The 13,310-nt window shown below is 65.8% G+C and carries 12 protein-coding genes and 3 pseudogenes; 10 read left to right on the top strand and 5 right to left on the bottom strand.

What is annotated here, in order from left to right:
- A pseudogene (locus C493_RS23580) lies at positions 1-475 on the bottom strand (hypothetical protein); the annotation flags it as partial.
- 276 nt (positions 476-751) lie between these two features.
- On the opposite strand from C493_RS23580, the gene C493_RS02460 reads away from it, so the two are divergent.
- Positions 752-1,438, top strand: coding sequence for a competence/damage-inducible protein A (locus C493_RS02460; protein ID WP_007257811.1), 687 nt, complete (start codon positions 752-754; stop codon positions 1,436-1,438).
- A 7-nt stretch (positions 1,439-1,445) separates the two neighbouring features.
- Here C493_RS02460 and C493_RS24010 read toward each other — a convergent pair whose 3' ends face one another.
- Complete coding sequence (locus C493_RS24010) at positions 1,446-1,580, bottom strand: hypothetical protein (RefSeq protein ID WP_007257810.1); 135 nt, start codon at positions 1,578-1,580, stop codon at positions 1,446-1,448.
- A 200-nt stretch (positions 1,581-1,780) separates the two neighbouring features.
- On the opposite strand from C493_RS24010, the gene C493_RS02455 reads away from it, so the two are divergent.
- The 6 genes and pseudogenes from C493_RS02455 (at position 1,781) to C493_RS02430 (ending at position 7,683) form a co-directional block, all read left to right on the top strand.
- Positions 1,781-2,950 (top strand): ATP-NAD kinase family protein, encoded by a 1,170-nt coding sequence (locus C493_RS02455; RefSeq protein WP_007257809.1) that lies wholly within the window; start codon positions 1,781-1,783, stop codon positions 2,948-2,950.
- Between the two features lie 200 nt (positions 2,951-3,150).
- Positions 3,151-4,182, top strand: coding sequence for a phosphate uptake regulator PhoU (locus C493_RS02450; RefSeq protein WP_007257808.1), 1,032 nt, complete (start codon positions 3,151-3,153; stop codon positions 4,180-4,182).
- An 86-nt stretch (positions 4,183-4,268) separates the two neighbouring features.
- Positions 4,269-4,544: pseudogene (locus C493_RS21985) on the top strand (MFS transporter); the annotation flags it as partial.
- Between the two features lie 146 nt (positions 4,545-4,690).
- Positions 4,691-5,974 carry an RNA-guided endonuclease InsQ/TnpB family protein gene (locus tag C493_RS02440; protein ID WP_007257806.1) on the top strand — a complete coding sequence of 428 codons (1,284 nt, stop codon included), beginning with the start codon at positions 4,691-4,693 and terminating at the stop codon, positions 5,972-5,974.
- A gap of 50 nt (positions 5,975-6,024) precedes the next feature.
- Positions 6,025-7,050 (top strand): annotated as a pseudogene (locus C493_RS02435) (MFS transporter); the annotation flags it as partial.
- A 129-nt stretch (positions 7,051-7,179) separates the two neighbouring features.
- Positions 7,180-7,683 (top strand): DUF5797 family protein, encoded by a 504-nt coding sequence (locus C493_RS02430; protein ID WP_007257804.1) that lies wholly within the window; start codon positions 7,180-7,182, stop codon positions 7,681-7,683.
- Positions 7,684-7,756: 73 nt separating this feature from the next.
- On the opposite strand, the gene C493_RS02425 is transcribed toward C493_RS02430, so the two are convergent.
- Together C493_RS02425 and C493_RS02420 are read right to left on the bottom strand one after the other, a co-directional pair.
- Positions 7,757-8,815, bottom strand: a complete 1,059-nt coding sequence (locus tag C493_RS02425; RefSeq protein ID WP_007257803.1) for a DUF5787 family protein — start codon at positions 8,813-8,815, stop codon at positions 7,757-7,759.
- A gap of 144 nt (positions 8,816-8,959) precedes the next feature.
- Positions 8,960-9,403 carry a bis(5'-nucleosyl)-tetraphosphatase gene (locus C493_RS02420; RefSeq protein WP_007257802.1) on the bottom strand — a complete coding sequence of 148 codons (444 nt, stop codon included), beginning with the start codon at positions 9,401-9,403 and terminating at the stop codon, positions 8,960-8,962.
- Between the two features lie 228 nt (positions 9,404-9,631).
- Here C493_RS02420 and C493_RS02415 point away from each other — a divergent pair, with 228 nt between their 5' ends.
- The 3 genes from C493_RS02415 (at position 9,632) to C493_RS02405 (ending at position 12,860) form a co-directional block, all read left to right on the top strand.
- Complete coding sequence (locus tag C493_RS02415; RefSeq protein WP_007257801.1) at positions 9,632-9,967, top strand: uS10/mL48 family ribosomal protein; 336 nt, start codon at positions 9,632-9,634, stop codon at positions 9,965-9,967.
- 197 nt (positions 9,968-10,164) lie between these two features.
- Positions 10,165-11,448, top strand: coding sequence for an amidohydrolase (locus C493_RS02410; protein ID WP_007257800.1), 1,284 nt, complete (start codon positions 10,165-10,167; stop codon positions 11,446-11,448).
- A gap of 143 nt (positions 11,449-11,591) precedes the next feature.
- On the top strand, positions 11,592-12,860 hold the full coding sequence (locus C493_RS02405) for a M48 family metallopeptidase (RefSeq protein WP_007257799.1): 1,269 nt from the start codon (positions 11,592-11,594) through the stop codon (positions 12,858-12,860).
- On the opposite strand, the gene C493_RS02400 is transcribed toward C493_RS02405, so the two are convergent.
- The coding region (locus tag C493_RS02400; protein WP_007257798.1) for a DUF4397 domain-containing protein at positions 12,854-13,310 on the bottom strand (457 nt) is incomplete at its 5' end. The two genes, C493_RS02405 and C493_RS02400, sit on opposite strands and share 7 nt — an antisense overlap.

Here is a 13,310-nt window from a genome sequence, read left to right as displayed (position 1 = left end):
ATGTGTATAAGAGACAGGGTTCGGCCTCCTCGATTGCCGGTTCGTCTTCGTCGGGTGTCTCGCCCTCGGTGTCCTCGGGTATTTTCTCCGACTCCGGAACCGCGTCCTCGCTCGAGGGGCCGGCGGCTTCGGCCGGCTCGGCCGCCTCGTGGGGCTCGTCGGTCGGCTCGGTCATCGAGTCGGTCGACGCCGACGCTTGCGCGCCGGCGGCCGCCGCGTCGTCGGAGACGGTCTCGGTCTCGGTCTCGGTCTCGGTCTCGGGTTCAGGTTCGGGTTCGCTCTCGGCCGCGTCCTCGCGCTCCCCGGCCGATGCACTCGCCGGCGCCGGTCGATCCGTTTCGGTCGATTCGGTATCGGCGTCGTCCTCCTGCGATCCTTCCCGTTCGACCGTTACGCCGACCTCTCGACTGCGTCCTCGCTCCGGGTCGGACTCGCCGAACCCGAGAAGCGATTTCAGCTTTTGGAGGATTGCCATTATCCCGATATAGTCGGTTCCATCACTTAAATTCGCCTGATACTCGCAAGTCGATTCGTGCCGGGCGGCTCGCGGTCGTCGAGAACGACCGGGGCCGTCGACGTTCAGCGGCCGCTATCGGCACACGGTTTACTGCCCGTCAGTTCCGGCGCAACCGCGACCCGGGCGGCGGTTGCGCCGGCACATCGGGACAGCCACCCGTATCAATCGACGCGCCGACGACGCCGCTCCGTCTCGCTGGCCACGATACAATACGCTGCGGTTCCAACGGCCGGTATGAACGTCGCAGTCGTTACGGTCGGAGACGAACTGCTCGCCGGACGGACGACGAACACGAACGCCACCTGGCTCTGCGAACGGCTCGTCGAGCGCGGCGTCTCGGTCGAACGCGTCACGACGGTCCCGGATCGGATCGGGGACATCGCCCGCGTCGTCAACGAGTACCGCGCCGAGTACGACGCGGTCATCGTCACCGGCGGCCTCGGCCCGACACACGACGACGTCACCATGGAGGGCGTCGCCGCCGCGCTCGGACGCGACCTCGTCGAACACGAGGAGGCGCTCGCCTGGCTCGAGGAGTCGGGCTACTCGCGGGCCGATCTGACCGAGGGGACGGCCGACCTCCCGGCGGGTTCGCGAGCGCTACACAACGAGAAGGGCGTCGCACCGGGTGCGGCAGTCGAGGGGATCTACGTCCTCCCGGGTGTGCCGACGGAGATGCGGACGATGTTCGAATCGATCGAGTCGGCGTTTACGGGCGCACAGACCTACCGTGTGGAGGTCGTCGCCAACGAGCCCGAGAGCGCGCTGCTGGATCGGATCGCCGACGTTCGCGAGCGCTTCGACGTCACGGTCGGGAGCTATCCGGGCGGGTCGGTACGGCTGGTCGTAGGGGGGACGGACGAGGCGACCGTCGAAGCGGCGGCCGCGTGGCTCCGCGAGCGCGTCGACCAACCGGAGTGAGTGACCTCTATCGGTAGAGGTAGGCGAGCCAGACGACCGTCACAAGGAGGCTCAAGACGAGCACGCCCCAGCCGGCGAGTTCCATCGGGAGCGCTGGTTCTTCCTCGAGAACGACCTGCGTGACCTGCGGGAGTGTTTCCATGGTCGGCGGTCTGTTCCGATCCCTCTTAATATTTCAGAAAGTCAGTAGCGGCGGCTGGCGCGGTCGGCGACCGTCGGCTCCGACCCGATATCGGCGTCGGATACTCGAGGCGCCGAGAGCGAACTCGTGCTTTCTCGCCCGCCGTCCGCGTTCGTCGCGCACACCACACGTCTTTTGCATCGGCTCTCCGTACAGCCGACATGGACTCGCTCGGCGTCGTCGTCAACCCGATCGCGGGGATGGGTGGTCGCGTCGGCTTGAAGGGAACCGACGGCAAACTCGAAGAGGCCCGCCGACGCGGCGCCGAGCCGCGAGCGCCGGATCGGGCGCGGGAGGCACTGCGGTCGCTCCACCGACGCGCACCCGAACTGACCGTCTACACTGCCGCGGCCGTGATGGGCGAACGAGCGGCCCGCGACGCCGGCTACGAACCGATCGTCGTCTACGAGCCGTCGGAAGCGGATGCGAACTCGAACACGAACACGAACGCGAGCGCGGCCGGAGGCGACACGACGAACGCGGCCCGGTCGCTCGATCCGACCACCGCCGGGACCGACGCGGCCGATACCCGCGCGGCCGTCCGCGCGTTCGTCGATCACGGCGTCGATCTCGTGCTCTTCGTCGGCGGCGACGGAACGGCCGTCGACGTCGCGGAAGTACTCGCGGAGAAAACCGAGGCCGGCGTCGAGCCGACGCCGATGCTCGGCGTTCCCGCGGGCGTCAAGATCTACTCCTCCGCGTTCGCCGTCACCCCCGCGGACGCGGGTCGAATCGCCGCCGAGTTCGATCGCGTCGCCGACCGCGAGGTAAACGACATCGACGAGCAGGCCTACCGCGAGGGCGAGGTCCGAACCGAACTGAAAGCCGTCGTCCCGGTCCCCGTCGCCCCGGACGTCCAGTCGAGCAAGCAGGTCTCGAGCGGCAGCGTCGGCTCGCTCGCCGCCGGATTCGCCCGCGAAATCGACGCCGACAGAACCTACATTTTCGGTCCGGGCGGCACCGTCGGCGCGATCGAGTCGGAACTGGAAATCGACCCTTCCCCCCTCGGCGTCGACGTCTGGCGCGACGGAACGATGCTCGCCCGCGACGCGTCCGAAGACGAAATTCTGGCGGTTCTCGAGGAGCCGGCGACGATCGTCGTGTCGCCGATCGGCGGTCAGGGATTCATTTTCGGCCGCGGCAACCACCAGATTTCGCCCGCCGTTATTCGACGCGCCGACGACGTCGTGGTTGTCGCCTCGGAGTCGAAACTCGAGGAAATCGACGCGTTGCGCGTCGATACCGACGACGAGGGCGTCGACGAATCGTTGCGCGGCTGGATGCGCGTCCGGACGGGGCGGTTTACGACGCGACTGGTAAACGTCGTGTGAGACTGGCTGGCGTGGCGGGTGACCGAACGAATCGCACCGCTCTGCGGTCTCACCGGAACTGACGGGCAGGAACCCCTGCACCACATCGTTGTTTAAGGAAACGGGCAGTTTTGCGCTGGCCACACAACGATATAACCATCCGTCGGAGATATAAGGCACATATAGTCAAGATTAAGGCGATGTCGTTCCATAGGGGGAATATGGAAACGCGGAAAGTGCAGCGATTGGGTCCATCGACCCTCGCCATGACCCTCCCCGCCGAGTGGGCGTCGGAACACGACGTCGAGAAGGGGGACGAAGTGTCTCTGCGAACCAGCGGCAAGGGAACCTTGACCGTCATGCCCGAGTCCGCCAGCTCGGAGGAGACGGAAGCGATCATCCACGCAGACGATCTCGACGCCGACGCCGTCGAACGCGCGATCGTCGCTCAGTACGTCCTCGGTCGGCGCGTCATCCGAATCGACACCGAAGACGGCGCGCTGGAGTCGGACCACATCAACGCGGTCTACCAGGCCGAAACCCAGCTCATGGGTCTCGGCGTCATCGAGGAGACCCCCGAGAGCATCTCCATTCGCTGCTCGGTCGACCCCGAGGACTTCACGCTCGACAACCTGCTCGAGCGACTCGAACGGACCGGCCAGACGATGCGCGGCGAGGCGATCAAGGCGCTGGCTCACGGAAACCCCGACCTCGCCCAGCGCGCTCTGAACCGGGAGCGACAGGCCAACAAGATCTTCGTCCTCCTGTTGCGCCTGATCTTTACGGCCTATCAGAATCCGAACCTCGCGCGTGCGGTCGGCCTGAACAGCGGCTTCCCGCTGATCGGCTACCGCTCGATCGCGAAAAACCTCGAGCTCACCGCCGACAACGCCGAGGACATCGCCGACATCGTCATCGAGACGGAAGGCCACAGCCTGAACGTCGACAGCTCCGTGATGCGCGACATCCGGGAACTGAACGACCTGGTCGACGAGATCATGTCCGAAGCCGTCGAGGCCGCCGTCGAGCGCGACTACGACAGGTGGACCGAGGTCCAGCAGCTGTTCCACGACATCTCGGACTACGAGCAGGAGATCCTCAACGAACTGCCCGAGATGGACAACGAGGACCTGCTTCGCGTCCGCGAAGTGCTCGTCAGCCTCCAGCAGACCGCCCAGTACGCGATGCGAAACGCCGAAATCGCCGCGAACCTCGCGCTCAACGAGGAGTCCGAACACACGACGATCAACTGAGACGGGCCGGTTCGCTCGCGCCCGCGTCTCGAGTCCGCTTTTTCGCGTCGAAACGATAATCCCTCGAGACGACACACGTACGTGCGATGCGGATCCCCGGGCGTCGGATCGCGGACCAGTTCGCCGTCGACCGACGGGTGCTCGCGCTGGCGTGTGCGCGGATGGCCGACGGGATCGGCAACTCGTTTCTGATCATCGTCATCCCGCTGTACGTCGCCAGCGACGTCGTCAGCGGCGCGACGTTCGGGCTGAGCGAGGCGATGATCATCGGGATCATCCTCTCGCTGTTCGGGTTCGTCAACAGCAGCGTTCAGCCGCTGACCGGCCGGTTCTCGGATCGGCTGGGGCGGCGAAAGTTATATGCGGAGCAGGCGCAATACCACGTCGTTTACGGCGTGGATACGCGCCGTCACGGGATGATGCGAGCCACCGAGAACAGCCCGGCTGGATATTCAACGCGCTCGCAAAAATGGGAGGTATTATATAATCTTGTCAACATAGGTTATGTATGGCGATAGAGGTCATGGACAGAACACTCGTTGCTTCCATTCGGAACCAGCGAGAGATTCAACCAGACCTCGATGCGCTCGGATTCGCCGCCAGTAAACTCTGGAACGTCGGTCGCTGGACCTGTGACCGCGTATGGAGCGAAACCGGCCTCATCCCCGACGAAGGCGACCTAAAATCCTACCTGAAAACCCACGAACGTTACGCCGACTTACATTCTCAATCGAGTCAGCGTGTTCTCGAAGAACTCGCTGAAGCGTTCGACTCATGGAAAGGCAAGCGCCGAAACGGGGACTCGAAAGCAAATCCGCCCAGCTACCGCAAACACACCGACGACCACCCGCGCTCAACGGTCACATTCAAGCAGAAAGGATTCAAAGTCGATACCAAATTCGGCAGGGTTCGCCTCTCGAAAGGCAAGAACCTCAAGGAATGCTGGTCCGACTTCATCCTCTGCGACATCGAGGCGCGACCGGACGTGGATTTGGAAGACGTGAAGAGCGTCCAGCAAGTCCGCGCCGTCTGGAACGCGTCCAGCAGCAAATGGGAACTCCACCTCGTCTGCAAAGTCGAAGTCGAGATTCCCGAAACGCCCGGCGAGAATACCGTTGGGGTAGACCTCGGCGTCACCAACTTCGCCGCACTCGCGTACGAGGGCGGTCACGCGGAGTTGTACCCGTTGAACTGTCTGAAGCAGGACGACTACTACCACAGCAAGCATATCGCCCGCTGTGATGATTCCGCTTCGGACCGAGCCACGCGGTTGAATGCGAAGAAGTCCAATCGTCGTACCCACTACTTCCACGTACTCTCGAAGCACATCGTCGAACGGTGTGTCGAAGAGGACGTTGGAACGATTGCTATTGGAGACCTCGGTGGAATTCGCGAGGACGAAGATGGCGACGTGAAGGACTGGGGTATACACGGCAACTTGGACTTGCACTCGTGGGCGTTCGACCGGTTTACCCGGATGTTAGCGTACAAGGCCAACGCTGAGGGAATCTCGGTTGAACGCGTCTCAGAGCGTAACACGTCTAAATCGTGTTCGTGCTGTGGGCGAAAGCGCAAGGCGAATCGCGTCAAGCGTGGGTTGTACGTGTGCGACGAGTGTGGGATGGTAGCCAACGCGGACGTGAATGGGGCGGAGAACATTCGGCAGAAAGTAACTCCGAGTCTCGCTACGGATGGCGGTGATAGGAGTAACGGCTGGTTGGCACAGCCATCGACCTACCTGTTCGATTCCGAGAGCGGATGCTTTGCACCGCAAGAACACGTAGGCTCGTAGACCATAAATATCCCAACCGAAGTCGGGATTCCCGCGTCTTCAGGCGCGGGAGGATGTCAATCATTCTGATCGGGCTCGCCGGCCTCGCGGCGACGAATCTGACGTACGTCTTCGCGGACTCGTATCTCTCGCTGGTCGCGATCCGAAGCCTGCAGGGGCTTAGCGTGGCCTTCATCGTCCCCACCTCGATCGCGCTGGTCAACGAACTCGCGACGAGCCAGGATCGAGGCGGCAACATGGGCGTTTACAACACGTTTCGGCTGGTCGGATTCGGTGCCGGCCCGGTCGCGGCCGGCGCCGTCGTCAATCTCGGCCCCTACTCGCTGCCCGGCGGACCGACGATCAGCGGCTTCGACGCGGTGTTCTACGTCGCCACCGCGGCGGCGTTGACCAGTTACGCGCTGGTGACGGTCCTCGTCTCCGATCCGGACGCGACGGTCGCCAACGCGGCCGCCGACCTCTCGATCCCGGTCTTCGATCGTCGCGGTCCGAACCTGCTCGATCCCGTCTTCACGCTCGGCGTCGCCACGCTGTTTCTGGCCGCGGCGATCGCGCTGTTCGCGACGATCCAGCCCCAGGTCAACGACCGCCTCTCGCAGGGATCGACCTGGTTTGGCGTGCAGTATGCGGCCTTCATCCTCGCGCAGGTCCTGTTACAGACGCCGGTCGGCCGCGCCTGCGACCGTTACGGTCGACGGCCGTTCATCGTCGTCGGCATGTTCCTGTTGATCCCGACGACGCTCGTCCAGGGGTTCGTTACGACCTCGGAACTCATGCTCGCCGCCCGCCTCGCACAGGGCATCGCCGGCGCGATGGTGTTCGCCCCATCGCTCGCGCTCGCGGGTGACCTCGCCGGCGAGGGTGAATCCGGTTCGAAGCTCTCCGTGCTCACGATGGCCTTCGGCTTCGGCATCGCCGTCGGTCCGCTCCTTTCCGGCGCGCTCGTCGGCTACGGCTTCGCGACGCCGTTCGTCTTCGGCACCGTCCTCGCCGCCCTCGGGACGGTCCTCGTCTACACGCAGATCGAGGAGACGCTCGAGGGGACACAGCCGGTGCCGGTGCTCGGCGACGACTGACCGGACGAGTCGCGACGGCCTCGACTCGAGCGGAGTCGAAACGACGCGAACCGAACCAAATCGGTTCCGGCGCAGCGACGGCGCACGGGGACGCAACGCAAAAGTACCGGATCCGCATAGGTTGCGACGATGACGCTCTCGGAGGAGGCCACGGACCGCCTGGCGGACGTAGTGGAGCTACAGCCGACGAAGAACTCGGAACTCCAGGACCGATGGGGGATGGAAAGCGGCAGCGAGGTCCACCAGTACCTAGAGAACGAACTGGGCGACTACTACTTTCGAGACGACAACAGTCTGATTCGCGCGACGGCCGAGGCGAACGACCTGGTCGACGTCGAACCCGGCGTCGAGAGCGACCCCGACGCCGAGGGCGCCCCCTCGAAGATTCGGGTCCCGGAACTTCAGGCACAGACCGTCGCCGTGCTGGCCGGCCCCGACGAGGAGTCGGAAAGCGTCGTCTCGGTCCTGCACAAACTCCGCGAGGAGTACGACGTCGATCCCGACGCCGAGGACGTCCGCTCGGGCCTCCAGAGCCTGCGCCGCAAGGACGTCGTCGAGGTCGAGTACCGCACCGTCCCCACGTTCCGGCTGGCCGTCGAGCGCGACGACCTCGAGGTTGCGGTCGCCGATTGAGACACAGTCTGATCCGCGTGACGCTCGTCGGCGTTCTGCGCTCCGCACGGCCGCTCTCGGCCTCCAGCCGTCGCTACAGTCCGGGCCTCCGACGGCGTCTGCGATCCGCGAGTAACTGTTGAATCCGTTTTCCGGGCCCGCCTTCGATCGGCCAGGCCCGGGTCCGCCAGGCCGGCGGCTCGGGTTCGTACTCGGCACAGTTCCCGGAACACTCCGCAGCCGTCGGACACCGCTCCTTTTCGGCGCAGTAGGGCTCGAGTTGCGTCCCGGCTCGAGCGCGTAACTCGAAGTGTCGGCAGTCGGGGCGCATCGTCTCGACGAACGAGCGCCAGCCGCGCTCGTAGGCGCGCTCGGCGATCCCCAGCCGCGTCTCGCGTTTGTTCTCGGGATCGACGTACTCGAAGCGGGCCGCCGAGTCGTCTCGCCGACCGCCCGTCGGTCGCTCCGTGATTCGGGTTCCCGGTTCGTCGACGGCCAGCGACCGCGGATACCACGCGACCTCGCCGGCGAGCGTCTCGGGCTCGAGTGCGAGGATTCCGGCTTCGACGGGGAGATCCTCGAACAGCGCGGGCTCGACGCGGTCGCCGGTCTTCCGGGTCGCGACCCAGACCTCGTCGGCCAGTCCGAGCGCGACGTCGTACTCGAGTTGCGTCCCGAGGGCGCGAGCGGCACTGGCGTCGAGGTCGGGCTTGTTCTCGATCGCGACGACGCGATCGACCCACTGCTCGGGATAGGGCCACTTGCGACGGATCTCGATGCGGTTGCCCGACTTGCGGACGTCGAGAACGCCGCGATCGTCCGCCTCGTGGATCGCCTCGCGAACGTAGCGCCACGAGTAGCCGGGGTGGGGGAGACAGTCGCGGTAGTAGGTCCACTCCGCGGGGGCGTTGCGGACGACGTGTCGGAGGTCGCCGTCGAGGCGTTTCGCCCCGAAGCGCGCCCGCTCGCGGAGGGCGTCGGCGTCGCACTCGAGGACGATCGTATCCCAGCGTCTACGTTTCGTGCCGAGCTGGCGGGCGACGACGATCGCGCGGTCGCCTCCGGCGGACTCGTCGACGTCGGGCGGCCAGTGTCGCTCGACCCAGCGACAGGTCCGGAGTTCGAAGGCGAACTCGCTCTGATACCGGTCCACGACTCGCGTTGGGGTCGATCGAGGAAAAGCGACGCGCTCTCGGTCGGCGCCGTCGATTCGGCGTCGAAGCGGCGGTACTACTTCCACCGTCGAGAACAGTTGACCAGTCGCTGGCCGGCTGTCATCGAGTCGACGACGGGATGGCTACTCCTCTTCTTCTTCCTCGTCCACTCGTTCGTCCAGGAACTCGTCGGCCTGTTCTAAGATCTCTCGAGGGCCGTCCTGCGTGACGGTGTTTACGGCCTGTTCGTAGTCGCGCCACTGGAGGTCGCGGTGTTCGTTCGAAAGTTCCGCGCTGGCCTCGAAGGACTTCGCGATAAAGAGGTGAACGGTCTTGTGGATCGTCTTGCCGTTCGCCTCGAACACGTAGTCGTAGTCCTCGCGAAAGCCGTCGAGGAGCCGGAACTGGTCGATACCTGCCTCTTCCTTTACTTCGCGGATCGCCGTCTGCTGTAGCTCTTCATCTCCTTCGACACCGCCCTTGGGAAACTCCCAGTCGCCTGGGCGGCTCTTGAGTAGAAGATACTCGCGCCGGCCCCGCGTATCGCGGAAGAGGATCGCGCCTGCGCTCGTAGCTTCGACTGCCATTAACAGGGCTAATAGGCGCGACGTTAAGAGAATATCGGACTGTTCGTCCAGCGTACACTGGCGACCCGTGTCGGTTTGCGAGGCGTCGCGGCGAAAACCTCGTCGTTCACCGGCGATCGGACCGGTTTTGGAATCGTTCGCCCAGCAGGAGGGCAAGCCAGCGCGAGCGCGATGGTGTGGCCATCTCAGCAAGCTTTTACGCACCGGCCGATGACGAATGGAGTAGCTATGACCTTCGTAACCCGGCTCACGCTCCAGAGCGGCGATCGAGCCGCACTCGATGGAATCGTCGAGGACATCAAATCGACCGCCGAGCGCAAGGGCGCCGCCCTGAAGGGCCCACACTCCCACCCCCCCGAGAAACACACCGTTCCACAGCACTGTCGGCTCCACGCCGACGACGAGCGGCAGTTTTCCTCGTGGGAGTACACCGTCTTCACCCGCGAACTCGAAATCCACGGTCACGACAATCTCGCGCGCAACATCGCCGAACAGAACTTCCCCGACTCGGTCCACATCGAGGCCAAAGTCGAACAGATCCACGGCGTCGGCCGCGGCAACTGACGGCTCTCTTTGACGGGCTCCGGTCCCGACGTACCGTGCAATCGCGACCCGTTGACGGGTGCTCCGGACCCGATTGAAAGCGGTCCGTTTCGGCCGTCCGGTCGGTCGGACGTTTCGAGTTGCGACCTCTCACTCGATCGGCGCACCCCCTGAGAGACGGGAACAGCGCTTTTCACCCCTCCCGACGAGATACCGGTATGAGCACGGACGATCTCGTCTCGCTGCGTCGCGATCTTCACCGCCGACCGGAGCCCGCCTGGCGCGAGTTCTATACCACCGCCCGACTCGTCGACGAACTCGAGTCCCGACTGGACGGCGACCTCGACGAACTGTACGTCGGCCCCGAGGCCATCGCCGGCGACCACCGACTCGCGGTCCCCGACGACGCCGAACTCACCCACTGGCTCGAGCGCGCCCGGGACGCGGGCGCCGACGAGGCGATCCTCGAGCGCCTCGAGGGCGGTTACACGGGCGCCGTCGCCGTGCTCGAGCGCGGCGAGGGGCCGACGGTCGGCCTGCGCGTCGACATCGACGGCCTGCCGCGCGAGGAGAGCGACGATTCGGCACACGTCCCGGCCGCCGAGGGGTTCCGCTCGGAACACGAGGGCGCGATGCACGCCTGCGGCCACGACGCCCACGCCGCGATCGGCGTCGGCGTCCTCGAGCGAATCGCCGACAGCGACGACTTCTCGGGCACGCTCAAAGTGTTCTTCCAGCCCGCCGAGGAGGTCGTCGGCGGCGGCAAGTCGATGGCCGAGAGCGCCCACCTCACGGACGTCGACCGCCTGCTGGCGCTTCACGTCGGCCTCGACCATCCGACCGGCGAGGTCGTCGCCGGCATCGACGGCTTCCTCGCCGTGCGCCACCTCGAGATCGAGTTCAGCGGCGAGTCGTCCCACGCGGGCGGCCACCCCGAGCAGGGCCGTAACGCCGTGCAGGCGATGGCGACGGCCGTCCAGAACTGCTACGGGATTCCGCGCCACAACGACGGCAAGACCCGGGTCAACGCGGGCGTCGTCGAGGGCGGGAGCGCGGCCAACATCGTCCCCGAATCGGCCCGCATCGTCGCCGAAGTCCGCGGCGAGACCACCGAACTGATGGAGTACATGGACCGCAAGGCGCGCCACGTCGTCCGCAGCGCCGCCGAAATGCACGAGTGCGAGGTCTCGATCGATATCGGCGCCGAGGCCCCGAGCGCGACCAGCGATCAGGACCTCGTCGATATCGTCGCCGACGTGGCGAGCGGGACCGAGGGCGTGACGACTGTCCTCGAGCGCGACGAACTCGGCGGCAGCGAGGACGCGACCTACCTGATGCAGACCGTCCAGGAAAACGGCGGGACGGCGTGTTACGTCGGCATCGGCACCGACCACCCCGGCGGCCACCACAGCGCGACGTTCGACGTCGACGAGGCGAGCATTCGCCACGGCGTCGACGTCGTCAGCGGCGCGATCGAACGGCTCGCGACGAATCGAGCCTGATCGAACGGCGGACGGCGGTTCCTTCACCTCGCTGAAACGAAAAGATAGATACGAACGGATTCGTTACCGTTCGGTACAGTGATACGGTACTATGGGTTGATGGTGGCCCGACAGCAGCCGTGTCCGAACGCGATGTGAGACCGATGCGACGCCGAACCCGATTTGCGCTCTGGACGCGGATGGCCGTCGCGAGTGTCGTCCTCGTCCTCTCGCTTCTCGCCGTGATGGCCGTCGAGTTCCTGCTCGTCGCGGCCGTCGCAGCCGTCCCCCACGTCGTCGCCGTCTACCTGAGCTCCCTCGCGTTCTCTTCGGCCCCGATGCTCGCGTTCTTCGTCGGCTTTCTCGCGTACGTCTGTCTACTCTGGTATCTGTATCACGCCGACCGGGCCCGCTCGAACGCCACTCGTTCCGGTGAGGAGAACGCTGACGATCGCCAGCGACGACGTCCGACTCGCACCGCAGTCGTCGACGAGATGAGAGCGACCTTCGAGGCGATCCGAACCCGATTCGGCGTCTTCGGCTCCATCCTCGGAATCGCGGCCGTCGTCGCCGTCTTCGGCGCCAGCCTCTGGCTCGGCGATCGATTCGGCGACGTGGCGTACTACGGGTTCCTCCCGGTGTTCGTCGGTCTCTACACCGTCGCGAGGCAGTTCCGCGAAAGCGTCTCGAGGGAGTTGTCCGACGACGCCGCCGTGTTGCGGACGCTCGACGACTCGCTGTACCGGACCGACGACGCGGCGTCCCACCCCGAACTCGTCGACCTCCGACGACGCGTCCGACGGCTGGCCCAGCAAGCCGACGTCCCCTCGCCGACGGTCGAACTCGCCATCGAGCGCACGCCGCTCGCGCTCACGGTCGGCTACCGGCCCGCGGCGTCGACGATCGTCGTCTCCCGCGGCCTCCTCGAGGATCTCGACGACCGCGAACTCGAGGCCGTGCTGGCACACGAACTGGCCCACGTGGCCAACCGCGACGCGGCCGTCATGTCGGCGATGTCGGTACCGGTTGTCGAGGCCGAGCGATTGGGGACCACGCACACGAACGGCTACATTCAACTGGTGGCGTTCACGCTGCGCGGGGTCTGTCGCTGGTGGCTCCACCTCGTCGGTCGCTCCCGCGAGTACGTCGCCGACGACGGCGCCGTCTCGATCACCGGCGATCCCGCAGGGCTCGCGAGCGCCCTCGAATCGCTCGACGACACGCTCGAGCGCCGGCCCGCGACCGACCTGCGGAGCCACAGATCGGCGGCGGCGCTCTCGATCGTCCCGCCGCCGTGGGACGAGCGGTCGTTCCTCGATCGACCGCGTCGGTTCGTCCACCGGCGACTGTTCGGGACGCATCCGGCGACAAAAAAGCGAATTAGGCGGCTTCGAGCGGCGCCAAGCGAGTCGGCGACCGTGACTGCTCAGTAGCCGTCGTCATCGTCGTCGTGGTGCTCACCGTCGTGATGACCGTTCGCGTCCGTCTCGTCGCCACGGTCGTCCATTTCGTCGTCTTCGTCAGCCTCGAGGTCCGCGACGACCTCGAGGTCGAACGCTTCGTCAGCGGGGGCCGCGTCGGGTTCGAGGTAGCCGACCGCAAAGGCCGAGTAGACGTTCCCGGCCGCCGGTTCGACGGGGAACGTCGCGACGGCGTCGCCGTCGGTGTCCTCGCTCGCGGGTCGGACCTCGAACTCGTAGGCGTCGGGGGCGACCTCGACGGCCGCGGCGTCGCCGAAGGCGGCGTTCTCGACCAGAACGGTCTCGCCGTCGCCGACCGTCACGTCGACGGCGGGTGCGTCGGGCGAGGCGTGGACCAGGCGAACGCGAGCGTCCTCGCCGGGGTCGCTCAGATCGTCCTCGAAGACGGCCACCTCGAAGGGC

Source organism: Natronolimnohabitans innermongolicus JCM 12255, from assembly GCF_000337215.1.
Classification (GTDB): Archaea; Halobacteriota; Halobacteria; order Halobacteriales; family Natrialbaceae; genus Natronolimnohabitans; species Natronolimnohabitans innermongolicus.
Note: the sequence above shows the minus strand (reverse complement) of the source record. Positions and strands in the feature narration are given on the sequence as shown.